The organism is Tenuibacillus multivorans (genome assembly GCF_900103915.1).
Lineage (GTDB): Bacteria > Bacillota > Bacilli > Bacillales > Alkalibacillaceae > Tenuibacillus > Tenuibacillus multivorans.
In genome coordinates this window covers 155,066-180,513 of sequence record NZ_FNIG01000002.1, presented here as the reverse complement: position 1 = coordinate 180,513, position 25,448 = coordinate 155,066, and the positions used below count along the sequence as shown (strand labels likewise).

General features: G+C 38.5%; 24 protein-coding genes and 1 other annotated feature. Of the genes, 23 read left to right on the top strand and 1 reads right to left on the bottom strand.

The annotated features are described in order from the left end of the window. Nucleotides 1-39: 39 nt before the first annotated feature. The 23 genes from pgeF to BLP77_RS03470 all read left to right on the top strand — a co-directional run bounded on the left by pgeF (nucleotide 40) and on the right by BLP77_RS03470 (nucleotide 23,356). A complete protein-coding gene (gene pgeF / locus BLP77_RS03580; RefSeq protein WP_093855750.1) occupies nucleotides 40-837 on the top strand; it encodes a peptidoglycan editing factor PgeF in 798 nt (265 codons plus the stop codon). Nucleotides 838-870: 33 nt separating this feature from the next. Continuing rightward, on the top strand, nucleotides 871-1,551 hold the full coding sequence (locus tag BLP77_RS03575; protein WP_093855749.1) for a YggS family pyridoxal phosphate-dependent enzyme: 681 nt from the start codon (nucleotides 871-873) through the stop codon (nucleotides 1,549-1,551). Between the two features lie 13 nt (nucleotides 1,552-1,564). Next, nucleotides 1,565-1,999 carry a cell division protein SepF gene (locus tag BLP77_RS03570; protein WP_093855748.1) on the top strand — a complete coding sequence of 145 codons (435 nt, stop codon included), beginning with the start codon at nucleotides 1,565-1,567 and terminating at the stop codon, nucleotides 1,997-1,999. A gap of 9 nt (nucleotides 2,000-2,008) precedes the next feature. After that, nucleotides 2,009-2,272: a YggT family protein gene (locus tag BLP77_RS03565; protein ID WP_093855747.1), complete on the top strand. Its 264-nt coding sequence runs from the start codon at nucleotides 2,009-2,011 to the stop codon at nucleotides 2,270-2,272. A 21-nt stretch (nucleotides 2,273-2,293) separates the two neighbouring features. Continuing rightward, nucleotides 2,294-3,067: a YlmH family RNA-binding protein gene (locus tag BLP77_RS03560; RefSeq protein WP_093855746.1), complete on the top strand. Its 774-nt coding sequence runs from the start codon at nucleotides 2,294-2,296 to the stop codon at nucleotides 3,065-3,067. A gap of 84 nt (nucleotides 3,068-3,151) precedes the next feature. Continuing rightward, entirely contained in the window at nucleotides 3,152-3,673 is a 522-nt protein-coding gene (locus tag BLP77_RS03555) for a DivIVA domain-containing protein (RefSeq protein ID WP_093855745.1), read from the top strand. A gap of 67 nt (nucleotides 3,674-3,740) precedes the next feature. Then, nucleotides 3,741-3,957 (top strand) — a binding site (T-box leader). Between the two features lie 97 nt (nucleotides 3,958-4,054). Next, on the top strand, nucleotides 4,055-6,796 hold the full coding sequence (ileS, locus tag BLP77_RS03550; protein ID WP_093855744.1) for an isoleucine--tRNA ligase: 2,742 nt from the start codon (nucleotides 4,055-4,057) through the stop codon (nucleotides 6,794-6,796). A 155-nt stretch (nucleotides 6,797-6,951) separates the two neighbouring features. Beyond that, nucleotides 6,952-7,425 (top strand): signal peptidase II, encoded by a 474-nt coding sequence (lspA, locus tag BLP77_RS03545; RefSeq protein ID WP_143001393.1) that lies wholly within the window; start codon nucleotides 6,952-6,954, stop codon nucleotides 7,423-7,425. Further along, nucleotides 7,418-8,329, top strand: a complete 912-nt coding sequence (locus tag BLP77_RS03540) for an RluA family pseudouridine synthase (RefSeq protein WP_093855742.1) — start codon at nucleotides 7,418-7,420, stop codon at nucleotides 8,327-8,329. Before lspA ends, BLP77_RS03540 begins: the two co-directional genes overlap by 8 nt. A 172-nt stretch (nucleotides 8,330-8,501) precedes the next feature. Further along, entirely contained in the window at nucleotides 8,502-9,041 is a 540-nt protein-coding gene (gene pyrR, locus BLP77_RS03535; RefSeq protein WP_093855741.1) for a bifunctional pyr operon transcriptional regulator/uracil phosphoribosyltransferase PyrR, read from the top strand. A gap of 193 nt (nucleotides 9,042-9,234) precedes the next feature. After that, nucleotides 9,235-10,599, top strand: coding sequence for a uracil-xanthine permease family protein (locus BLP77_RS03530; RefSeq protein ID WP_093855740.1), 1,365 nt, complete (start codon nucleotides 9,235-9,237; stop codon nucleotides 10,597-10,599). Between the two features lie 12 nt (nucleotides 10,600-10,611). Further along, nucleotides 10,612-11,508 (top strand): aspartate carbamoyltransferase catalytic subunit, encoded by an 897-nt coding sequence (locus BLP77_RS03525; RefSeq protein ID WP_093855739.1) that lies wholly within the window; start codon nucleotides 10,612-10,614, stop codon nucleotides 11,506-11,508. Next, the gene (locus tag BLP77_RS03520) at nucleotides 11,492-12,769 is read left to right on the top strand and encodes a dihydroorotase (protein ID WP_093855738.1); all 1,278 of its coding nucleotides are present in this window, start codon (nucleotides 11,492-11,494) and stop codon (nucleotides 12,767-12,769) included. The genes BLP77_RS03525 and BLP77_RS03520 overlap by 17 nt, the downstream gene beginning before the upstream one ends. After that, a complete protein-coding gene (locus BLP77_RS03515; protein WP_093855737.1) occupies nucleotides 12,762-13,859 on the top strand; it encodes a carbamoyl phosphate synthase small subunit in 1,098 nt (365 codons plus the stop codon). Before BLP77_RS03520 ends, BLP77_RS03515 begins: the two co-directional genes overlap by 8 nt. Next, a complete protein-coding gene (gene carB / locus BLP77_RS03510) occupies nucleotides 13,852-17,052 on the top strand; it encodes a carbamoyl-phosphate synthase large subunit (RefSeq protein ID WP_093855736.1) in 3,201 nt (1,066 codons plus the stop codon). The genes BLP77_RS03515 and carB overlap by 8 nt, the downstream gene beginning before the upstream one ends. Further along, a complete protein-coding gene (locus BLP77_RS03505; protein WP_093855735.1) occupies nucleotides 17,049-17,813 on the top strand; it encodes a dihydroorotate dehydrogenase electron transfer subunit in 765 nt (254 codons plus the stop codon). The genes carB and BLP77_RS03505 overlap by 4 nt, the downstream gene beginning before the upstream one ends. Beyond that, the gene (locus BLP77_RS03500; protein ID WP_093855734.1) at nucleotides 17,810-18,718 is read left to right on the top strand and encodes a dihydroorotate dehydrogenase; all 909 of its coding nucleotides are present in this window, start codon (nucleotides 17,810-17,812) and stop codon (nucleotides 18,716-18,718) included. Before BLP77_RS03505 ends, BLP77_RS03500 begins: the two co-directional genes overlap by 4 nt. After that, on the top strand, nucleotides 18,715-19,437 hold the full coding sequence (gene pyrF, locus BLP77_RS03495; RefSeq protein ID WP_093855733.1) for an orotidine-5'-phosphate decarboxylase: 723 nt from the start codon (nucleotides 18,715-18,717) through the stop codon (nucleotides 19,435-19,437). Before BLP77_RS03500 ends, pyrF begins: the two co-directional genes overlap by 4 nt. Continuing rightward, the gene (gene pyrE, locus BLP77_RS03490) at nucleotides 19,412-20,014 is read left to right on the top strand and encodes an orotate phosphoribosyltransferase (RefSeq protein WP_093855732.1); all 603 of its coding nucleotides are present in this window, start codon (nucleotides 19,412-19,414) and stop codon (nucleotides 20,012-20,014) included. The genes pyrF and pyrE overlap by 26 nt, the downstream gene beginning before the upstream one ends. A 196-nt stretch (nucleotides 20,015-20,210) precedes the next feature. Beyond that, nucleotides 20,211-20,483: a hypothetical protein gene (locus BLP77_RS03485; RefSeq protein WP_093855731.1), complete on the top strand. Its 273-nt coding sequence runs from the start codon at nucleotides 20,211-20,213 to the stop codon at nucleotides 20,481-20,483. A gap of 187 nt (nucleotides 20,484-20,670) precedes the next feature. Then, nucleotides 20,671-21,135, top strand: coding sequence for a hypothetical protein (locus BLP77_RS03480; protein WP_245686793.1), 465 nt, complete (start codon nucleotides 20,671-20,673; stop codon nucleotides 21,133-21,135). 617 nt (nucleotides 21,136-21,752) lie between these two features. After that, nucleotides 21,753-22,304 (top strand): alpha/beta hydrolase, encoded by a 552-nt coding sequence (locus BLP77_RS03475; RefSeq protein WP_093855730.1) that lies wholly within the window; start codon nucleotides 21,753-21,755, stop codon nucleotides 22,302-22,304. Nucleotides 22,305-22,546: 242 nt separating this feature from the next. Next, entirely contained in the window at nucleotides 22,547-23,356 is an 810-nt protein-coding gene (locus BLP77_RS03470) for a pentapeptide repeat-containing protein (protein WP_093855729.1), read from the top strand. 292 nt (nucleotides 23,357-23,648) lie between these two features. Here BLP77_RS03470 and BLP77_RS03465 read toward each other — a convergent pair whose 3' ends face one another. After that, a complete protein-coding gene (locus BLP77_RS03465) occupies nucleotides 23,649-25,352 on the bottom strand; it encodes an Rqc2 family fibronectin-binding protein (protein ID WP_093855728.1) in 1,704 nt (567 codons plus the stop codon). Between the last annotated feature and the right edge of the window lie 96 nt (nucleotides 25,353-25,448).

Genomic DNA, 25,448 nt, shown 5'->3' with positions numbered 1-25,448 from the left:
ATTTATGATAAAATGATAATCATATAAGGGGAGAATACGATGGAGGTTTTACAACAACACGAAAAAGGGTATTTGGACATATTACCGTGGAAAAATTCAAACGTTGTGGCCGGTTTTTCGACGCGCCAAAATGGATTTAGCCAAACACCATATGATTCGATGAATTTAGGTGTTCATGTCCAAGATCGACGCGAGAATGTTTTACAAAATCGTAAACGGTTTAGTCAATGGATAGAGCGAGATCTTAAACAGTGGAAATCTTTAAACCAAATACATAGTCGTAACATTTTAGATCTAACGGAGCCCCATTATAATGAAGAGGACTTACGCCATGATGCTCCACAAGTAGATGGTGATGGCATGATTACGAATAACCCTGATCATGTTTTAACGGCCTATTACGCTGATTGTGTTCCGCTCATCTTTCGCACTAAACAGGATAATTGGATTGGCATTGCACATGCAGGTTGGAAAGGGACTGTTAAACAAATCGGTCCACACATGATAGAGCGATTTAAGCATAAAGGCATTAACCCTGAGGATATTGAGGTTGTGATTGGACCTTGTATTTCGCAGTCTTATTATGAAATTGATGCGTATGTCATTCAACATATTCCAAAATCCTATCAGACCAAAGTTTTAACACCAACGACTGAAAATCATGGGCTTTTAGATTTAAAACGACTAAATTTCCTTTATTTAGTCGATGATGGGGTTAAAGAAGAAAATATCCATATCACGGACTATTGTACGTATCGTGATCAATCTTTATTTTACTCTCATCGTCGTGATCAAGGTCAAACAGGGCGAATGATGGCATTTATCTATCGCAAATAGTTGAACTATTAGATATATAAGAGGGGATTTCTGATGACAGTTATTGAGAAATATAATCAATTAACAAACCAAATAGAAGAAGCTTCTCAGCGTGCTAATCGGAATCAAGACGATATTACAGTCATTGCTGTTACGAAGTATGTATCAATCGAAACCACCCAAGAAGCCATAGATGCTGGTGTGACAAATTTAGGTGAAAACCGTTTAGAGGGTTTTCAAGAAAAACATGCTGCAATTGGAAATGATGCAATTTGGCATTTTATTGGCACATTACAGTCTAGAAAAGTGAAAGAAGTAATTGATGATGTGGATTATATTCATTCGCTAGATCGGAAATCGTTAGCCAAGGAAATTAATAAACGTGCTAATCGGAAAATTCCTTGTTTCGTACAAGTTAATACGAGTGGAGAAGAGTCGAAACATGGGCTAGATCCTGAAAAATTAGAATCATTTATTGATTTACTTAGAAACTATGAAAATATTGAAGTGGTAGGTCTCATGACGATGGCGCCATTAACAGAGGATCGTGACCTCATCCGTCGTTGTTTTCGATCACTTCGGGAATACCGTGATCAAATCAGGGACAAGCAGTTGAGCCATGCGCCATGTACATATTTATCAATGGGAATGAGTCAGGATTATGAGATTGCTATTGAAGAAGGAGCTACTCATATTCGAGTTGGTTCAAGCTTAGTCGGAAACGAATTGAAATAAGGGAGGTTTTGAAATGGGTTTTAAAGACAAGTTCAAGGCATTTTTTGACTTTGATGAATATGAAGAAGTAGAAGAACCTGTTCAGGAAAAGCAGCACCCAGAATTTCGGGAACAGTCATCCTCAAAGGATCATAAAGGTAATATTGTAAACCTAACGTCGATACAAAATGATGCCAAAATGGTACTTTGTGAACCAACGACTTATGATGAGACACAGAACATGGGTGATCATTTAAAGAAGGGTCAATCCATAGTTGTTAATCTACAGCGCTTAGACCATGCAACCGGTAGGCGAGTTGTCGATTTTTTGAGTGGTACTGTTTACGCATTAAATGGAAACATACAAAAGTTAGGCCAGCAAACATTTTTATGTACACCAGAGCATGTTAATATTTCGGGTAATATTACTGAATTAATGGGTGAAGAGGAACAATTTAGTAGAAGGTAGGTAAAAGTTATGTATTTAATTGCTAATATTATTGTTAACGCGATTCAAATTTATTCGTTTGCATTGATTGCCTATATTTTAATGTCATGGTTTCCTGGTGCACGGGATTCATCGATTGGGCAATTTTTAGGTAAAATTTGTGAACCCTTCTTAGAACCGTTTCGTCGCATTATTCCACCTTTAGGCATGATTGATATTTCACCAATTGTTGCGATTATTGTTCTCAATTTAGCTTCAAGAGGTGCAATTGAGTTATTTAATATGATTTTGTAAATCTTGAATGGGGTTAATCATATGGACATTTATCAACATTTTAGACCGGAAGAAGAAACATTTATCGACCAAGTATTAGATTGGAAAGAACAAGTTGAAGTACTACATAAAACGATTGTAACGGATTTTTTAGATCCAAGGGAGCAAACGATTTTTCAATCTATTATTGGTAAGCCAAGTGATATGCAGCTTGATTTTTTTGGCGGGTTTGGACATGCTGAACGGAAGCAGGCGATTTTGGCCCCGTTCTATGAAACCATTGATGAGAACCGGTTTAATATAACCGTTCTCGAAGGATCCTATCATTCAAAATTTGTGAATTTATCGCATCGTGACGTGCTTGGAACGTTAATGTCACTCGGTATTCGGCGTAAAAAAATTGGTGATTTAATCGTTGATGACGGTATTTTTCAAATTATCGCTGATCAAGAAATTGCGGTATTTATACAAATGGAACTAACAAAGATCAAAAATACGTCGATAACATTAAAAGACGTTCCTTTTTCACAAATTGTTGAACAATACCATCATTGGGAGGAGAAGCATGGAACGGTCTCCTCTACTCGTTTAGATGTTATATTAAAGGAAATATACCAAATCTCAAGGCAGAAAGCACAATTATATATTGAAAAGGATGCTGTCAAGGTTAATTACCGATTAGTTAAAGATCCGTCGTATCCTTTAGAGCCTGGTGATTTAATATCGCTTAGAAAAAAAGGCCGGAGTAAGGTTATCAATCTTTTAGGCGAAACTAAGAAAAATAAGATAAGAATTCAAGTGGCGAGATTAAAATAACAAGATATTTGCAGGAATTTATAAGTTGTTGTCGAAATAGTTATATAAATCTAGCGACGTATGAGTACAAAAGGGGGCTACAAAATGGGCTTAACGCCATTAGATATTCATAACAAGGAATTTACAAGAGGGTTCCGTGGTTATGACGAAGATGAGGTTAATGAGTTTTTAGATCAAGTCATTAAAGATTTTGAAAAAGTCATTCGTGAAAAGAAAGCTTTAGAGGATCGTGTAGCTGAGCTTGAAGAAAAGAACGGTCATTTCAATAATATTGAAGAGACATTGAATCGATCGATACTTGTCGCTCAAGAAACAGCGGATGAGGTTAAAAATAATGCTAATAAAGAAGCTAAGCTAATTATTAAAGAGGCTGAGAAAAACGCGGATCGAATAGTTAATGAGGCACTAGGAAAATCACGAACTGTTTCAATGGAGATCGAAGAGTTGAAAAAACAAGCTAAGGTTTTCCGTACGCGTTTAAAAATGTTAGTTGAAGCACAATTAGATATTATTGATAATAATGATTGGGAAGATTTATTTGAACTTGAAACGAATGAAGATGGTCTCGAAGATCAACGTATAGATGAATATTCAACATCTGAGTAATTTTTCTTGACGAAGCTATCATTTTTCCATATAATTTCATATCGTATAAGCATAATCAAATCATATTTTGAAAACGAAGATGGGAACAGTACTTAAGAGGTTATCGTTTCAAGCGAGCTAGGGGTGGTGTAAGCCTAGTAACGATCTTTTAAGGAAGATCATCCTGGAGTTCCTTTTTGAATGGAGTAGATAAGGACGGTTTATTCACGTTACGAATGTCGAGTGGAATGATGCTTAAAGCATGATTCAATGAGGGTGGTACCGCGAGTTTTCTCGTCCCTATTAGGGATTTGAGAAAGCTCTTTTTTTATACTTTCAAATTTTGGTTAATGATAGAAAGTATGAAAGTGAACGAAGGACGAAAGAAAAAGGAGGATTATTATGAGCTATAAGGAAACGTTGTTAATGCCTAAAACGGAATTTCCGATGCGCGGTAATTTGCCAAACCGTGAACCAGAAATGCAAAAGCATTGGGATGAAGACAACATTTATGGAAAAGTTCAAGAACGGACGAAAGGGCGCCCATTATTTGTGTTACATGATGGACCACCGTATGCTAATGGTGACCTTCATATGGGGCACGCGTTAAACAAAATTTTAAAGGACTTCATCGTTCGCTATAAATCAATGGCTGGCTTCCATGCTCCGTATGTACCGGGCTGGGATACGCATGGTTTACCGATTGAAGTTGCCTTGACTAAAAAGAAAAAAATTAAACGTAAAGAGATGTCCATTGCGGAATTTAGAAAGCTTTGTGAAGAATATGCACTCGATCAAATTGATCGTCAACGTGAGCAGTTTAAACAGTTAGGCGTACGTGGTGACTGGGATAATCCATATATCACGTTAAAACCTGAATTTGAAGCTCAGCAGATTAGAGTATTCGGTGAGATGGCGAAGCGTGACTACATCTATAAAGGTAAAAAGCCTGTTTATTGGTCACCATCATCAGAATCTGCCCTAGCTGAAGCTGAAATCGAATATAAAGATAAACGCTCCCCATCAATCTACGTCTCTTTTGAGGTAACAGATGGTAAAGGTATCTTAAATGGGGATGAGAAGTTCATCATTTGGACGACAACACCTTGGACGATTCCTGCAAACTTAGCGATTGCACTACACCCAGAATTAGAATACGTCGTTGTTGAAGTAAGTGGTGAGAAATTTGTTATCGCGCATGACTTATTTGAAGAGGTTTCAGAGCAGCTCGAGTGGGATCAACCAAACGTTCTTAATTCCTTTAAAGGTCAAGACTTAGAGCATGTAGTCACTCAACATCCTTTCTATGATCGTGATTCATTAGTCATTCTTGGTGATCACGTCACAACCGAATCAGGTACGGGATGTGTTCACACAGCACCAGGTCACGGGGAAGATGACTTTTGGATTGGAAAAGATTACGGTTTAGATGCGCTATGCCCCGTCGACGAAAAAGGGGTCTTTACTGAAGAAGCGCCAGGCTTTGAAGGGCAATTTTATGATAAGGCTAATAAAGAGATCACACAAAAGCTAGACGAAAAAGGTGCTTTATTAAAACTTGAATTTATTACACACTCTTACCCACATGACTGGCGTACGAAGAAACCGACGATTTTTCGTGCGACGTCGCAATGGTTTGCATCGGTAAAAGACTTCCGTGACAACCTACTGAAGGAAATCAAAAATATAAATTGGCACCCTGACTGGGGTGAAATCCGAATGCACAACATGGTAAAAGATCGAGAGGATTGGTGTATTTCACGTCAACGTGTATGGGGTGTCCCAATTCCCGTCTTTTATGGTGAAAATGATGAGCCAATCATTACGGAAGAAACGATTGAGCATGTTGCTAATCTATTTAGAGATCATGGCTCTAATGTGTGGTTTGAGCGAGAAGCGAAGGATTTATTACCAGAAGGCTTTTCACATCCATCAAGTCCAAATGGTGAGTTTACAAAAGAAACCGATATTATGGATGTGTGGTTTGATTCTGGATCAACCCATCAAGGCGTCTTAGTGGAACGTGATGATTTAGATCGTCCAGCTGATCTTTATTTAGAAGGATCTGACCAATATCGTGGTTGGTTTAATTCATCGTTAACGACATCAGTTGCCGTAACAGGTAAAGCGCCTTATAAAGGTATTTTAAGTCATGGCTTTACATTAGATGGCGAAGGCCGTAAGATGAGTAAATCGCTTGGGAACGTCATGATTCCTTCTAAGATTATGAAGCAGCTTGGTGCTGATATTTTACGCCTATGGGTTGCAAGTACCGATTATTCTGCTGATGTTCGTGTATCCGATAAAATCCTGAAACAAGTAGCAGAGGTTTATCGTAAAATTCGTAACACTTTACGCTTTGTACTTGGTAACTTACACGACTTTGATCCGAAAAAAGACGCGGTTGCAGAAGCCGATTTAGAAGAAGTCGATCGTTATATGTTAATTCGTTTACAGGAAACCGTTCGCAAGGTTCGCCAAGCATATGATGATTATGAATACTCAACGATTTATCATACGATTAATAACTTCTGCACAGTTGATTTAAGTGCGTTCTATTTAGATTTTGCGAAAGATATTTTATATATCGAAAATGCGGATAGTCATCGCCGCCGTAGTATTCAAACGGTTTATTATGAGATGATCGTCAGCTTAACACAATTATTATCACCAATTGTAGCTCATACAGCAGATGAGGTATGGCAGTACATTCCAGGAGTTGAAGCCGAAAACGTTCAGCTTACTGATATGCCAGAAGCCAGAAAGGTTGAAAATGAGGAAACAATTAAAGAAAAATGGGAAGACTTTATGGAGGTACGAGAGGATGTCTTAAAATCGCTTGAGGAAGCTCGTGCTGATAAAGTTATTGGTAAATCGTTAGAAGCTAAATTAACGATTGTTCCAAAAGATGAAAAAACCATGGATTTATTAGAGTCTATGGAACATCTCCATCAATATTTAATTGTCTCGGAAGTTAACGTGGCTGATAGCCATTATCTGGCTAAATCTTATGATCGTGTATCCGTGGCGGTTGAAAAACATGAAGGTGAGAAGTGTCAACGCTGTTGGGTTTCATCTCATTCAGTTGGTCAAAATGACAAACATCCAGATCTTTGTGATCGATGTGCTAGCGTTGTTGGTTAATGCTTATTAAGGGTCCTGAAGCTTGTGTCTTCGGGACTCTTTTTTACCATTGTAAGTTTATTTTGATCAGAAAATCCTTGATTTCAATTCTTTATCGTTAAGTTCTTGTTTTTATGGTAAAATGCAATAGGAAAGACGGTAATGGAGGTCACAAAGTGAAATACTACATACTCACCTTAATCATTATATTTTTCGATCAAATAACGAAATGGATGGTTAAAAGTTCAATGGAATTATATGAATCCGTTGAAGTTATACCAGGATTTTTCTCTATTACATCGCATCGAAACAGTGGGGCAGCATGGGGGATTTTAGAAGGCCAAATGTGGCTCTTTTATATTGTGACTGTAATTGTAATAGGTATCATTATATACTACATGCAGCAATATAAGAACAGCTACCCGTGGTTGATGGTTGGCTTTGCAATAATTTTAGGAGGGGCAATTGGTAATTTTATCGATCGTATATACTTACAAGAAGTGATTGATTTTATCGATGTTGTCATCTTTGGCTATGACTTCCCGATTTTCAATATAGCGGATTCTGCTCTAACGGTTGGGGTCATTTTTGTCATTATAATGATGTTAATCGATGAAATGAAGAAAAAAGGAAAGAATGCTAATGAGTAAACACCAATATGTCGTAACAGAAACATACGATAACAAACGTATAGATAAGGTCCTAACGGATTTAAATAAAGATGCATCCCGAAGTCAAATTCAATCTTGGATTAAGGATGGACTTGTGTTAGTTAATGGCCAAAATATCAAAAGTAATTATAAATGCCAGCTTCATGATGACATTCAGTGGGAAGAGTCTGAAGTTCAGGAAATGAGTATTGAGCCTGAAAATATTCCGTTAGATATCGTTTATGAAGATGAACACTTACTGGTGGTAAATAAGGAAAAAGGTATGGTGGTTCACCCGTCACACGGTCACCGTACCGGCACATTAGTCCATGCTTTACTTTATCATTGTGATGATTTATCTGGCATTAATGGTGTTTATCGACCAGGGATTGTTCACCGAATTGATAAAGATACGAGTGGGTTACTCGTGGTAGCGAAGCATGACAAAGTTCATGAACAACTGTCTGATCAGCTTGCTAATAAAGCAATTAAGCGTCAATATGAGGCGATTGTTCACGGTGTGATTAATCATGATAAGGCAACCATTGATGCCCCAATCGGACGAGACCCTAACGACAGGCAAAAGATGACAGTCGTTCATCATGGTAAGCCTGCTATTACCCATTTTTCAGTTAAAGAGAGCTTTGGGCATTATTCACATGTTTATTGTGATTTAGAGACCGGACGTACTCATCAAATTAGGGTCCATTTTCAATACATTGACCATCCACTTGTCGGTGATCCTAAATACGGACGCCGTAAAACGTTGAATGTTCAAGGGCAAGCGTTACATGCCCGAAAAATCGAGTTTACCCACCCTGTGACGAATGAACAGTTAAGTTTTACAGCTGATCCACCACAAGTTTTTCAGGATACATTAGAAAAAATAGCGAAAATCTATTGACATATAGTTTAAATGACGTAAAATTAATCATTAGAAAATAAAGACCTTTAATCATAGTCCAGAGAGGCTAGCAAGGTGACAATAAGTACGGTTATGTAGGGATTAGTGTATCTAAAGCCTCTTTTGTCACCTTGCGTGTCAAAAGAGGTTTTTGCATTAAGGAGGGGTGTTGATGCAGGAAAAGACTAAGCTACTAGATGAGCAAGCTATTGCAAGGGCCATAAAACGGATATCCCATGAAATTATCGAGCGTAATAAAGGGACAGATAATTTAATGCTCGTTGGGATTAAGACCCGTGGTATGCCCTTAGCAAAACGTATTCAACAAAATATTGAACAGATAGAAAATGTCACGATCGACACGGGCGAGCTTGATATTTCGCTTTACCGTGACGATTTATCCAACCAGGACGAAGTTGATGAAGCGACAGTGAATCAAACGAATATTCAACAAGACATTTTCGGTAAAAAAATCATTTTAATAGATGATGTTTTATATACCGGACGAACAGTAAGAGCAGCTATGGATGCGATTATTGATTTAGGTCGACCACAAACGATTCAGCTTGCTGTCTTAATTGATCGAGGACATCGTGAACTACCGATTCGAGCGGACTATGTTGGTAAAAACATCCCTACCTCGCAGGGTGAAGTCATCAAGGTTCGATTAGTTGAATCAGATGACATGGATCAAGTCAGTATTTATGAATAACTAAATAGATAAACCTTTAAATTTAGTCCAGAGAGGCTAGAAAGGTTGTGAGAGCACTTGTATGTTTACAGGAAGTAGTATGTACAGGTATACCTCTTTGCAACCTTTCGCAAAGAGGTTTTTTTGTGTCGAAAATAGAGGGAGTAAGGAGACACCTAGGCAATAGCTAAAAATTAAAAATGGGGGAATTAAGATGAATAACAATGAAAAAGTGTTAGATATACGAGATGTACCGAAGTGGAACCAATGGCTAGTTTTAAGCTTGCAGCATTTATTTGCGATGTTTGGCGCGACAATTTTAGTACCATTTTTAACAGATATGCCACCTAGCGTTGCACTTGTTACAAGTGGTTTAGGAACAATAGCTTACCTCATCATAACAAGAGGTCAAATTCCGGCTTATCTTGGTTCAAGCTTTGCATTTATTTATCCGATTACACTCGCTAGTCAGGTCGAAAGCCTTGAAGGTGCAATGGTAGGTGCCTTCTTAGTCGGTGTTGTATATGGCATTGTATCACTCTTAATTAAATGGATAGGCGTTAATTGGTTACTTCATATTTTACCACCAGTCGTTGTAGGACCAGTCATTATGGTCATCGGTTTGGGATTAGCGCCAACAGCCATTGATATGGCAATGAATGATGTAGACGGCAATTACAATTTGACGTTTATTTCAGTTGCACTTGTGACTCTACTCATAACAATTGTGGCTTCCGTTTTCTTCAAAGGGTTCTGGAAGATTATCCCGATTTTATTAGGGATTGTGGGTGGCTATCTATATGCACTTTTCTGCGGGGTTGTTGATACCGAGCCGATTAAAGCGAGCTGGAATGAAGTCGTTAATGCCAATAGCTTTGGCGAATTGATGACAGCGATTTTCACGAAGCCAGATTTTATTATTCCTTTTGTTGATTTTTCACCATTTGATGTGCTCAGCTTATCGGTTGTTGGCATTATGGTACCTGTTGCGCTTGTAACCATTACAGAGCATATCGGTGACCAAATGGTTTTATCAAAAGTGACAGGTCAAAACTTTATTAAAAAGCCTGGGCTACATCGATCCATTTTAGGAGATGGTTTAGCAACATTAATAGCGTCTGTTCTAGGCGGACCACCGAATACGACTTATGGCGAAAATATCGGAGTATTAGCAATCACTCGTGTCTTTAGCATATTTGTGATCGGAGGAGCTGCGATACTAGCTATTTTCTTCGGGTTCATTGATATTATCGCTGTTTTAATCGAATCGGTCCCGCAACCCGTCATGGGAGGCGTGTCCATTCTCTTATTCGGGATCATTGCTTCAAGTGGTCTACGGATGCTGATTGATAACAACGTTGACTTAGGAAACAATCGTAACTTAATCATTTCCTCTGTCATTTTAGTGATTGGAATCGGTGGCATGTATCTGGAGTTTCAAATCGGTGAATTTGATTTACAAATCGCTGGTATGGCCTTATCAGCCATTATTGGAATCCTATTAAATCTAATTCTGCCAGGTCGAGAACAAGCCAAAGGCAGTGACAATATGTTCGATGCCGAACAGAAAGCAAGCTAAGGGGGAAGTTCGTTGAAGCATCTATTATCTATTCAAGACCTTTCAACAGGAGAGATTCAACAATTGTTGGATAACGCAAATAATTTGTTGGCTAATAAAGCCAATATGATCGATCAAGGGAAAACGGCTGCCCTATTATTTTATGAACCATCAACGAGAACAAAGATGAGTTTTGAAATGGCTTGTATGAAGTCTGGTGTGAATATACTCTCCTTCATGCCAGAAACTTCAAGTGTAACGAAGGGTGAAACCTTATACGACACGGTTAAAACCGTCGAAGCTATAGGTGTTGACTTTGTTGTCATCCGCCACGAGCAAGAACATTACTATGATGAATTAACGGATATTCAAATACCGATTATCAATGCTGGTGACGGAACAGGGGAGCACCCAACTCAGTCATTACTTGATTTGTTGACGATTAAACAGGAGTTTGGTCAATTTGAAGGACTGAACATTGCGATTTGTGGTGATATTTTGCACAGTCGTGTGGCACGGTCTAATGCCAATGTGTTGAGTCGACTCGGAGCGAACGTCCAGTTCGTTGCAAAAGATGAGTGGCGTGATGAACGCCTGCCTTATCAATACGTTGAATTAGATGATGCCGTCGAACAAGCGGACGTCCTGATGCTGCTTCGTGTTCAAAAAGAAAGACATAACAAGAGTTATGAGTTTGATGACTATTTAAGTCAGTACGGATTAACGGTTGAGCGGGAGAGACGTATGAAACCTAACAGCATTATTATGCACCCTGCTCCTATTAATCGGGGGACTGAGATTGATAGTCGATTAGTTGAATGTGATCGTTCGCGAATTTTTAAACAGATGCGAAACGGCGTAGCCATCCGTCAAGCGATTATTCAGGTTTATTTAAATCAAGGGGGATATAGCTATGACATTGCTTATTAAGAACGTTAAACTGCTTAACCATCAGGAATTAACAGATGTCATTATAGAATACGGAAAAATTAAAGCTTATGGAATGAATTTTACTTCCTACCATGCAGAAGTGATTGACGCCAAAGGTCAGTACTTGTTACCGGGATTTGTTGACATTCACGTCCATTTACGTGAACCAGGAGGAGAAGCAAAAGAAACGATTGATACTGGTACGCTTGCTGCTGCAAAAGGTGGTTTTACAACGGTCTGCGCAATGCCAAATACAAATCCTGTGCCAGACTCAAGTGTATCGATTAACCTCGTAAACGACAGGATCGAACAATCAGCACATGTTCGCGTTTTACCTTATGCGGCTATTACGAAAGATCAAGGTGGAGAGGAATTAGTTGATTTTGTTCGTTTGAAAGGTTTAGGTGCGTTTGGGTTTACGGATGATGGTGTTGGTGTTCAGTCAGCTGGCATGATGTATGAGGCCATGAAACAAGCGAAAGGAGCAAATGCTTCAATCGTGGCCCATTGTGAGGATAATTCCTTAGTCTATGAAGGTGTCATGCATGATGGTAAGAAGAACGAAGAGCTTGGTTTACCTGGTATTCCTTCTATTAGTGAGTCCCTGCAAATTGCTCGAGATGTATTATTAGCTGAAGCAACAGGTTGTCATAATCATGTTTGTCATGTGAGTACGAAAGAGTCTGTCAGAGTGATTCGTGATGCTAAGCGAGCAGGTATTCCTGTTACAGCAGAAGTTACCCCACATCATTTATTACTAACAGAAAATGATATTCCTTCAGACGATGCTCATTATAAAATGAATCCACCATTACGTGCCTATGAAGATCGTCAAGCTTTAATCGATGGTCTTTTAGATGGCACGATTGATTGCATTGCCACGGACCACGCTCCACATACAGTCCAAGAAAAATCTCATGGATTTCAACATTCTCCATTTGGAATTGTTGGGCTCGAAACAGCATTTCCGCTTTTATATTCTCATTTTGTTCAAACAGGTATTTTTACACTAAACCAACTCGTTTTATGGCTAACAAAAAAGCCATGCGACATATTTGGCTTGCCCTATGGAACGATGAACGTGGGAGATCCGGCCGATTTAGTTTTAGTCGATTTAGAAGAAACACAAACGATTGATTCATCCAACTTTTCGTCAAAAGGTCATAACACACCTTTTAATGGTTGGGATGTCAATGGTGTACCAACGTTAACAATCGTAAATGGAAAAATTGCTTGGCGAAAGGAGAAGGCATATGTCTAAACGATATCTCATCTTAGAAGATGGCTCTGTCTTTAAAGGGACAGCATTCGGAGCATCAGTAAATAACCGAGTAGGGGAAGTAGTATTTAATACAAGTATGACGGGTTATCAAGAAATTATTTCGGATCCATCATATTGTGATCAAATGGTGACGATGACCTACCCGTTAATCGGGAACTATGGGATTAACCGTGATGATTTTGAAACGATTCAGCCGGCAATTTCAGCTTTAATTGTTAAGGAATATACTGAATTCCCTTCAAACTTTCGTCATGAATGGACCCTTGATGAATACTTAAGTCAAAAAAATATCCCAGGCTTAGCAAACATAGATACAAGACGTCTAGTCAAAAGGATTCGTCAAGAAGGATCCATGAAAGCAATGTTAACCGATTCACTTGAAGAAAATGATGAGGTTTTCAAATCGCTTCAACGTTATCAACCGAGGACTGATCAAGTCAAACGTGTGTCGACGCTCAAACCGTATGTCGTACCTGGTCATGATGAACGTATTGTACTCGTTGACTTCGGGATGAAGCATGGTATTTTACGTGAATTTACGAAGCGAAACTGTCACGTCACCGTGGTTCCTTATCATATGTCCGCTGAAGACATCTTACAGTTAAAACCTGATGGCGTCATGTTGTCGAATGGACCAGGTAACCCCAAGGATGTGCCAGAGGGAATTGCCTTAGTTAAAAATTTGATGGGGAAAGTTCCGATTTTTGGAATCTGTCTAGGTCATCAATTAATCGCGTTAGCGTGTGGAGCGGATACGCATAAAATGAAATTCGGCCATCGAGGGGCTAATCATCCCGTTAAACAACTTCATTCTGGTGAAGTATGGATGACTTCACAAAATCACGGGTATGCCGTTACGGCATCGTCATTAGCTCAGACAAGTTTGACTATGACACAAGTGGCGCTAAATGATGAAACAGTTGAGGGATTGGAGCATGAATCGTACCATGTTTTTTCTGTTCAGTACCATCCTGAAAGTTCACCCGGACCAGAGGATTCTAATCGATTATTTGATGAGTTTTTAAATCGAATCGGTAGCTATCAAGAAGGGAGAGTCGTTCATGCCTAAACGTACAGATATCAATAAAATTTTAGTGATTGGTTCCGGACCTATTGTCATCGGTCAGGCAGCCGAATTTGATTACGCTGGAACACAAGCGTGTCAAGCCTTAAAAGACGAAGGTTACGAGGTTATTTTAGCGAACTCGAATCCGGCGACGATTATGACAGATGAAACCATGGCGGATCAAGTTTATATGGAGGCTTTAACGCCTGAATTTTTAATTAAAATTATTCGAAAAGAGCAACCGGACGCTATTTTACCAACCTTAGGTGGGCAGACGGGTTTAAACATGGCGATGGAATTAGAACGTCGTGGCATTTTAAAAGAATATGATGTGGAATTATTAGGAACAAAGCTAAGTGCAATCGAACAGGCTGAGGATCGAGAGTCTTTTCGTCAATTAATGTATCAGTTAAATGAACCTGTTCCGGAAAGCACTATTGTACAGTCGGTTCAGGAAGCTCAAGATTTTGCGGAACAAATCGGCTACCCTGTCATTGTTCGCCCCGCGTATACACTCGGTGGCATGGGTGGAGGAATTTGCGGGGATGAGGAGCAGTTAGTTGAGACGGTTCAAAATGGATTAGATGTGTCGCCTGTTAAGCAATGTTTAATCGAACGGAGTATTGCTGGTTTTAAAGAAATTGAGTACGAGGTTGTACGTGATGGTGCTGGCCATGCCATCGTGGTCTGTAATATGGAGAACATTGACCCTGTCGGTATCCATACGGGAGATTCCATCGTTGTCGCCCCATCACAAACATTAAGTGACCATGAGTATCAGCTATTAAGAAATGTGTCATTAAACATTATTCGTGCGCTTGAGATCGAAGGTGGCTGTAATGTTCAGCTGGCACTCGATCCATATAGTTTTAACTATTATGTGATTGAGGTAAACCCAAGGGTGAGTCGTTCATCGGCTCTTGCTTCGAAAGCTACGGGTTATCCGATTGCTAAAATTGCAGCGAAAATTGCCGTAGGGTTAACATTAGATGAAATGATCAATCCTGTAACGGGATCGACCTATTCTCATTTTGAACCGGCCCTAGATTACGTCGTCACGAAAATACCGCGCTGGCCATTTGATAAGTTCCAGGCCGCGAACCGCCAATTAGGGACGCAAATGAAAGCGACAGGCGAAGTGATGGGGATTGGTCGGACATTTGAAGAATCACTATTAAAATCCGTGCGCTCATTAGAGATAGGTACACGTGATTTCTATTTACCAAAGGTTGAGCAATTGTCGAAGGAAGATTTAATGAAGCGATTAAAAATAGCCGATGATGAGCGACTCTTTTTAATCGCAGAGGCCTTTAGAAGAGGGTTTACCTTAGAGGATTTACACCAAAATACAATGATCGATTTGTTTTTCCTTTATAAAATTGAAAAATTGCTTTACCAAGAACAATTATTAACTTATAATCATTGGGATCTTGAAATATTAAAAGAAGCTAAACAGCGAGGGTTTTCAGACGAAACGATCGCCAGGCTTTGGCAAACAGAAGTAGATGACATCCGCCAGTTTCGAATAGGGCATCAAGCATTACCTGTTTATAAAATGGTCGATACGTGTGCGGCTGAGTTTACATCGGAAACGCCTTATTTTTATAGCACATACGAAGAAGAAAATGAATCCGTTGTAACCGACCGACCAAAAATTCTAGTCATCGGATCAGGTCCAATTAGAATCGGGCAAGGGATTGAATTTGATTATGCGACGGTCCATTCTGTTTTGGCCTTAAAAGAAGCGGGTTATGAAGCTATTATCATGAATAATAACCCTGAGACTGTCTCTACCGATTTTGAAATCTCGGATAAGTTATATTTTGAACCGTTAACACTTGAGGACGTCTTAAATGTAGTTGAACTTGAAGAGCCTGAAGGTGTCATCGTGCAATTTGGCGGTCAAACGGCGATTTCATTAGTCGATGGTTTAGAGAAGCATGGTGTTCCGATTTTAGGGACGTCGAAGGATTCTATCGACTGTGCCGAGGATCGTGATAAGTTTGAACAAATGCTAGAGAAGTTAAGGATTCCACGGCCAAAAGCTAGGGTTGCCACTAGTGAAAATGAAGCGATTTCCGAAACAAGGGAGCTCGGATACCCTGTTTTAGTTCGCCCGTCTTACGTATTAGGCGGCCGAGCAATGGAAATTGTCCATGACGAAAATGATTTAATGTATTATATGAAGCATGCGGTTGAAGTTCACCCTGATCGTCCCGTCTTAATTGACCGGTATTTAACAGGAATTGAGCTTGAAGTTGATGCAATTTGTGATGGCGATTCCGTTGTCATTCCCGGTGTGATGGAGCATATCGAACGAGCGGGCGTTCATTCGGGTGATTCGATTGCCGTTTATCCGACACAAAACATCGCGCCTTCAGTAAAAGATCGATGTGTTGAAATCACGAGATTAATAGCCCGGGAGCTTAATATCGTAGGTCTCATTAATATTCAATTTGTTTATCATAACGACGATGTGTATGTTTTAGAAGTGAATCCACGCGCTAGCCGGACCGTGCCATTTTTAAGTAAAATTACAGGCGTGACGATGGCGAATCTAGCTACACAAGTTATGTTAGGCAAATCGCTAATCGATTCAGGGTTTGTCGATGGTTTAATTCCAGAAGACGATATGATTTCCGTTAAAGTTCCGGTATTCTCTTTTGAAAAGTTGCGCAGTGTTGATATTACATTAGGACCGGAAATGAAATCGACAGGTGAAGTGATTGGTAGAGATCGCAACTTAGAGAAGGCGTTATATAAAGGCATTGTTGCATCGGGATTGTCTATCCCAACTGAAGGGGCCGTACTATTAACAGTAGCTGATCAAGATAAAGATGAAATGTTAACACTAGCGAAGCGGTTCCATGCGATTGGGTTTGAACTGTATGCCACAGAAGGTTCAGCCAAAGCGATCGAATCGACGGGGCTTCCAGTTAAGACTGTCAACAAAATAGGCTCACAACATAATCTTTTAAACTTAATTGAAACAGGTAAAGTTCAATTCGTCATTAACACGCTATCACGTGGAAAACAACCACATACCGATGGCTTTCGGATACGACGAGAAGCCGTCGAACATGGTGTGGCATGCCTAACATCATTAGATACAGCCTATGCGATGTTAAGCGTGATTGAATCGATGACCTTTACGGCTACAGCTATGCCGAGACCCAAAATGGCGGTGCTAGTATGAAGAAACTTGAACATTTAACCGTTATTTCTAATCAGCCAATTGCTCTTGATACTTATGAAATTTTACTAGAGGGCGATTTAGTCCAACAAATAAACCGGCCCGGTCAGTTTGTTCACATTCAAATAAGCGAAGGGGATTATCACAAGTTACGCCGTCCCCTTTCCATTGCGAGCTATAACCATAACAAAAGCCAGATGACGCTCATCTATAAGGTCGTCGGGGATGGGTTGAACTGGATGAGCCAACTTAGTGAAGGAGACTCGCTTAATGTTTTAGGTCCTTTAGGGAATGGATTCGAAACTGAAAATCTATTTGGAGAGAAAATTTTAGTTATAGGTGGCGGTGTGGGCGTGCCACCCCTATATGCCTTATGCCAACACTTGAGTGAACATAACGATGTTACGGCTGTATTAGGCTATCAATCTAGAGCTCAGATCTTTTATGAAAACCAATTTAAGGACGTTTCGGATACGTTAATAGCAACTAATGATGGCTCTTATGGTCAAAAAGGGTTTGTCACAGATATCATCACAGATCTAAATGATGATTTCACGACTTACTTTGCCTGTGGACCTTTAGAGATGCTCAGCGCTGTCCAACAGCAATTACAATATTTAGATGGATATCTATCGATAGAAGAACGAATGGGATGTGGCATTGGTGCCTGTTTTGCCTGCGTTCGTGAAGCCCATAACGACAAAGGATACGTTAAAATCTGCCAGGATGGTCCTGTCTTTCATTCGAGTGAGGTGACACTATGAATCTAACAGTTAATTTAGGTGGCTTAACTTTACAAAATCCTATCATGCCATCTTCGGGGTGCTTTGGTTTTGGAAGAGAGTTTAGTGAGTTTTATGATTTAAACGAATTGGGAGCCATTGTGATTAAAGCGGCGACAGGTGATAAACGATTTGGTAATACCACACCACGTGTCGCTGAAACACCATCTGGAATGTTGAACGCAATTGGCCTACAAAACCCAGGGGTTGATCAAATTATTGAAAAGGAGCTTCCTTTTTTACAACAATTCCATACGCCTGTGATCGCAAATGTCGCGGGCAGTCAATTAGAGGAGTATGTGGAAGTGACAGAAAAACTTGCGGCTCAACAGGTTGTTAAAGCGATTGAAATAAATATTTCGTGTCCAAACGTACAAGAAGGCGGCATTCAGTTCGGGACGGATCCGACGTTAGCGTATGATTTAACTGAACAAGTTAAAAAAGTATGTCCAAAACCACTGTTTGTTAAGCTCTCACCAAACGTAACGGATATTACAACAATTGCTCAAGCCGTAGAAGAAGCGGGGGCGGATGGGTTATCAATGATTAATACCTTAACAGGCATGAAAATTGATTTGCACACCCAACAGCCTTTAATTGCGAATGAAACTGGCGGATTATCAGGTCCCGCGATCAAACCGATTGCAATAAGAATGATCCATCAAGTTCGTTCCCAAACGACACTTCCGATTATCGGAATGGGAGGTATAAGTACGACAGAAGATATCATTGAATTTTTATTAGCTGGAGCAAATGCTGTAGCAGTTGGAACAGCTAATTTTCAAAACCCATTTGTTTGTCAAAATCTAATTGATGAACTACCTGAAACATTAGAAAAGTATGGATTTCAATCATTAGATGAAGTGAAGGGAGCCGTGACATCATGACACCACCTATTTTTATCGCCCTTGATTTTACGACAGAAGAGGAAGCAATTCATTTTTTAGATCGTAACGGTTTAAATGGCGTGCCAGTTAAAGTTGGCATGCAGTTATTTTACCGTGAAGGTCCGAAGTTGATAGAGCGACTGAAAGAACGAGATCATTCTATTTTTCTTGATTTAAAACTGCACGATATTCCCAATACCGTTCATCAAGCAATGAAAAATCTTGCTCGATTAGAAGTAGATTTCGTCAACGTCCATGCGGCAGGTGGTCGTCGAATGATGGAGGCAGCACGTCAAGGTTTAGAAGAAGTCACCAATGGTCATCGCCCTAGGCTATTGGCCGTGACACAGCTGACTTCAACGGACCAAGACATGCTAAATCAAGAGCTGTTAATTGATAAACCTATTGATGATGTGGTTAAGTCCTATGCTAAATTAGCCCAAAAAGGTGGTGCAGATGGTGTTGTATGTTCCGTTTATGAAGCGGAACAGATTAAACAGATTTTTGAAGACGATTTTCTTACGGTTACACCTGGCATTCGTTTACTTGGCGATGAAAATCACGATCAAAAACGTGTCGCTACACCAGCCATCGCTAAGCAAAAGCAAGCTGATTACTTAGTGATCGGACGGAGTATTACCAAAGTTAAAAATCCGAAACAAGCATACAATCGAGCCGTAAAGGAGTGGAATCATGAGTCTAGCGAAACAATTAATTGATATCGGAGCCCTGAAGGTTAATACTGAACACTATTTTACGTGGACCTCAGGATTAAAATCGCCGATATATTGCGATAATCGGTTAATCATCTCATACCCTGACGTGAGAGAAGAAGTTATCAATCAATTTGTCAAAGTCATCGAGGAAAAATATCCTGATACTGACGTCATTGCCGGATGTGCAACAGCCGGAATCCCCCACGCAGCATGGGTAGCGGACCGCTTAAACTTACCAATGATCTATGTCAGGAATAAACCAAAAAGCCACGGCCTTAACAACCAGATTGAAGGATGTCTAATAGAGGGACAAAAAGTCGTTGTCATTGAAGATTTAATTTCCACAGGAGGAAGCTCAATTCAAGCGGCCAATGCGGTTAAAGAAGCTGGAGGAGATGTTTTAGGCATTGTATCGATCTTTTCTTATAATATGAAAGTTAGTATTGAAAACCTAAAAGAAAGCGGCTATCCATCACATAGTTTACTGACATTTGATTCCTTGATGGAAGAACTCAAATCAACGAATTCCTATGAAGATAGCGATGTTGAGGATTTATTAAAATGGAGAGATGATGTGTAAATGTAAGTTTAACTTTACCCTTTGAGACCCGAATTTGTCGGGTCTTTATTTTATTTTGGAATAATGTGTTGAAATTTGGAGGAAATAATAGGGGTTTTATTGAATTTTAATATGGCCGTGAATATAAAATACTTGTTCTAGTACTTGTTTTAATCCTAATATCTGCATTCATTCATGCTACTTTGGGGGTGGATTAATGATGAATATAAAGGTGATATATAGTTTATGTACGGCGATAAGTGTTATAGGTTTATTTCCTGTTTTATTTGGTATAGTAGACCTTATTAGAGATAATGCCAATGGAGGCATCATTCAAATCTTGTTTGGGGTGATATTAATATCGATCAGTTTTTCAATCTATCAAATCACCTTATACATAGAAAAACAATCAACCTATTTTAAAAATAGAATCTCTGCACTTGAGAAACAAGTTGATAATGTGAAAAAGGAGTACGTAAATAAGAGCTGATAATCTAAATTAGAAGAACCATAGTTAAAATCGAGACTCTTAAATAAAATATCCAGAGTCAGAACCAATTAATCGAGACTCATATGTTATCAATCCAGACTCGGAAGTTAAAAATCCAGACTCGGTTATGACTAATGAGCGTGAATTGAAGTGGTATTAGTCATGAAACAACTAAAATGTGGCAACTTTGAATAATGCTCTACGGTACAATAGCTTGGTGTTGGGTATTCATAATTATTTTAACCGAGCTACTCATGTCAATCCAGAATTCTCACGTCTTGCCTACGAGCTAAAAGCCTTTCTGTACAACCGCCTTCGTTCTTTTGGGAAATATGGACATCCTATTAATCCCACTTCAACCTATAAAAAGTTTTATAGTACAGGATTTAAAACGTTCAAAATTGCTACTGTCCATCTATTCCCGATAGGGAATATTAAAACAGTTAATACAATGAACTTTAGTCCAACATTATCTCTTTTTACGGAAGAAGGCAGAAAGAAAGTCTGCAATAAATTAATGCCAGACATTGAAACTGAAATCAGCATACTAATGAAATCAACCCTTCCAGACAGAACGGTTGAATATTTGGATAACCGAATTAGTCGATTTAGTATGAAAATGGGAAAATGCGAATCACAGGTTGGGATTTAACGGCTTATGATGTCCACTGACATAAACATCTGGGAGGAACGGATGAGTTTAACAACCTTCGCATTCTTCATGAAGATATACATCGACTTGTTCACCGTATAGACCATGAAACGATTATATCAGAGTTGCAAAAATTAGATTTAAGTATTTCAATGATAAAGAAAATAAATCAATATCGAGTAAAATGTGAGCTTAAAAAGGTAGAAACATCTCACGTCTAAGGTAACGAAGAACTTATAATCTATCATACATCGGTAGATGGACCGCGAAGTGCTGGGAAACTAGCATGCTTCGTGCGGAGCAGGGGAAAAGCTGGGGATAACTTCAAATGCTTACCTATTGCTAACTAGAGTTGAACAAAGTTAGCTCATTGATGCATTCATTGGAAAGACTGTTGAATAACGAGATAATATAAATCAATTATAAGAGAAGGAAAATGGACTTAAATATATAAATTGTGTTGGAGTGTAGCGAAAATTTTCATCTTTTTTGAATAAGAAAATTAGACAATTTAATAATGAGCATTCTTTACATCATAAAAAAGCAAGAAAAAAAGAAGCTGTTCAGCCAATAAATAATAGTTGAATGTATTAATAAGTAAGGGAGGAAATGAGGTAATGAAAAAAACTGTTTTATTTATTCATAGTGCCGGTCCACAGGAAAAGGAACAAGGAAGTAGCAAACTTTCAGCATATTTAGAAAGCGAACTCAGGGATAAATATCAATTTGTTATTCCTAAGATGCCTAATCCAGAAAATCCAGAGTATGTACTATGGAAGAATAAGCTTAATAAGGAACTAAATATGATAAACGGAGAACTGGTTTTAATTGGTCATTCGTTAGGCGGTTCTGTCTTATTAAAGTACCTTTCTGAAGAATCATTTAACAGATCTCTAAGTGGTTTGTTTATAATTGCAGCTCCTTATTGGGGGTTAGAGGATGATTGGAAGTCGAAAGATTTCACTCTCCAAAATAACTTTGAAAAAAAACTTCCTGAAATCCCAAATTTGTTTCTTTATCATAGTCGTAACGAAGATATCGTACCGTTTACACACCATAAAAAATATGCAGATAAATTTCCACAAGCAAACTTACGGGAACTTGAAGGCAAACAACATTTATTTCACTATGGATTGCCCGTATTGGTGAGCGATATAGAAAGCTTGTAATTTTTTCAAGAGGTTAGATAAGGCTGCCAATAAGTTTTAGTGCAATTTGATTAAATCAGTTTTGTCAATAATTTCTTCCTTAATAATTAACGGGGACAAATACTTCAGGAAAGTTCCATTCTTACTTTAAGTAAAGGGGCAGGTTAATGAAAGAAGATGTGATTAAGTTGAACTGTTCGAAAACTATTTAATTTATGTTATTAAGTAAAAACATATATGTGAATTATAGGAAGTGCTGAAAAATGTTTATTGAATTAAAATCGGATTGTAAAAATTGTTTTGGATTATGTTGTGTAGCGTTACCTTATGGAAAATCATCTGATTTCCCTTTTAACAAAGACGGTGGAAATCCTTGCCGTAATTTATGTTCAAATAACTTGTGTGCTATACACGACCAATTGATGGAGAAAGGGTTTCGTGGTTGTGTTTCTTATGAGTGTTTTGGTGCTGGTCAACATGTTTCACAATCAATTTATAATGGTAAAGATTGGCGTGAAGATGCTGAACATGCAGAAGAAATGTTTGCTGTATTTCCTCTTGTTCAACAACTGCATGAAATGCTATGGTATCTCCAACATACTCTTACATTGAAGGAAACAAAATCGATACAAAGTCGACTGCAAAAGATTTATGAAGAAACGATTGAACTTACCATGAAAGAGCCAGAAGAGATTTTAAAAATTGATATAGTGGCACATAGAAGCAAGGTCAACGCTCTGTTACTAGAGACAAGTGAAATGTATAGAGCCAACAGGAGTAAAAACGGTAAAAAGAATGGTTTGAAGAAAAAGTCAGACTATTTAGGAGCGAATTTAAAGGGATTAAATCTACAAGGCGAAGATTTTCGTGGGAAACTAATGATAGCATCAAATTTAAGCCAAAGTGATTTGAGGAGAGCCGATTTTATTGGTGCTGACCTTAGAGACGCAGATTTAAGTGGTACTGACTTGTCTGAAGTTCTCTTTCTTACACAGTCACAAATCAATTCAGCAGTTGGAGATGTTCATACTAAAATACCAAATTATTTAGAAAGACCAAGCCATTGGATTTAAAAAAATGTTTCTTAATCTTCTTGAACAAAATGGGGCGTTAGTTTAATAAGAAGCATCACCATTAGTAGCATTTAAAAATATAAATCATATTACAAAAGAGGTGCAGTACCAATGCACCTCTTTTTTTGTTGTTATTTTTGGCCTGTTTTATACATAAATCATTGTGAAAAAACACTGTGATTTAGTTTGTGATTTAAACTTTTCTCCAAAGTAACGGAACCCCTTACTGTATAACAGTCCTTTTTATTTTCTCAAAGTACAAAAAACACAGGGATTAATCCATGTGCTCTCACTATTGTTTAAGCTGATTCACTTTATCTTCATCCGGTGTCACATAAACGGTTTGCTGATTGTCATAAATCACGTAGCCAGGTTTCGCTCCATTTGGTTTTCTGACATGTTTTACTAATGTGTAATCAACGGGTACTGAAGATGATAGTTTTGCCTTACTGTAAAAGGCGGCAATCATCGCTGCTTCTAAGATGGTAGCTTCACTTGGTTGATACGAACGAATAATGACATGAGAGCCTGGAATATCTTTGGTGTGGAGCCATATGTCATTTTTATTGGCCATTCGGTTTGTGACATATTCGTTTTGCTTATTGTTACGTCCAACAACTATCTCAGTCCCATCTGATGCGACATAATGATCAGGTTGAATTTGTTTTTTACCTTTTTTCTTTTTACCTTGTTGTTTTGCTTTAAAATAGCCTTGTTCTTGTAGCTCTTCACGAATGTCCTCAATGTCTTCTGCTCGCGCTTGTTCTAGCTGTTGGATAAGTCGCTCAAAATAATCGATTTCTTCATTTGCCTTGTCGATTTCGACTGTAACGACTTCACGTGATTTCTTGAGCTTCTGATATTGTTTAAAGTAATGTTGCGCATTCTGGCTCGGTGTTTTATTGGGATCTAATTCGATTGTTAGTTCTTGTTGATCTGGATCATAATAATCGACAACTGAAACTGATGAATCACCATGTTTGATTAAGTGCATATGCGCAGTTAATAGTTCACCTTTTTTCTGATATTCGTCAGCTTTTTGGGCTTTGTTTAGTGTTTTTTCGTGTTTTTTGATTTTCCGTTTATTTTTATCTCGTTCATTTTTCATCCATTTCATCAGGTCGTGTGTCATGCCTTTGACGCGGTCTCGCTCGGCTTTTCCTTGATAAAATTGGTTTAACATATCACTTACTTGGTTAAAGTGGTATTTATAATCTTTGTCTGCGACCATATCCAGAACGTGAAAATCATCTTTCTTTCCTTTAATGATAAAAGGTTTATACTGATGGTTGATTAAATGTTGCTGAAATTGTTCAAAAACCTGTTGGTAAGTGTCAGCTGAGCCTAAAAAAGCTCTCTCAGCAATCGATTGGCTAACAATTGGAGATAATCCCATTAACAGATTTAAAATTTGTCGGTCCATTTTACCTTGGTTAAAATCTAATTTACGTACAAATGCTTGAGAGTCAAGGGTTAATGGATTTATTTTCCCTTGGTCCGGTGGCGCTATATAAGTTTGCCCAGGTAAAATCGCGCGATGTCGGTTTTGTAAGGTACTAATATGCTTTAAGCTGTCTAAAATCATGTCGCGTTCCGGGTCAACTAGAATAACGTTACTATGCTTACCCATAATCTCTATGATAAGCGTTTTATTTTTTTCATCACCAATTTCGTCTTTACCTTTCACGGATATGTGAATGATCCGCTCGAGCTCGACTTGTTCGACTTTTTCAATGAATCCAGCGCTTAAATGCTTCCTAAGCACCATGCAAAACATGGGTGGTTCCTTCGGGTTATTGAATTTTTCATTCGTTAAATGAAGGCGAGCATAATTAGGATGTATTGAAATTAATAAATTTTTGTTTTTACTATTTTGACGTACTGTGAAAATGAGTTCGTGTTCTGTTGGCTGATATATTTTTGTAATTCGACCACTTGTTAATGCTTCATTTAATTCTTGTGTGACGGCTCGAGTTACAATTCCATCGAAGGCCATAAATATCACCTCTATACGAAGTCTAGTATAGCACGAATGAAAATTAAATCGTTAGGGTTTATGAATATCTATTGAAAAAACCTTCCATTTAATGCA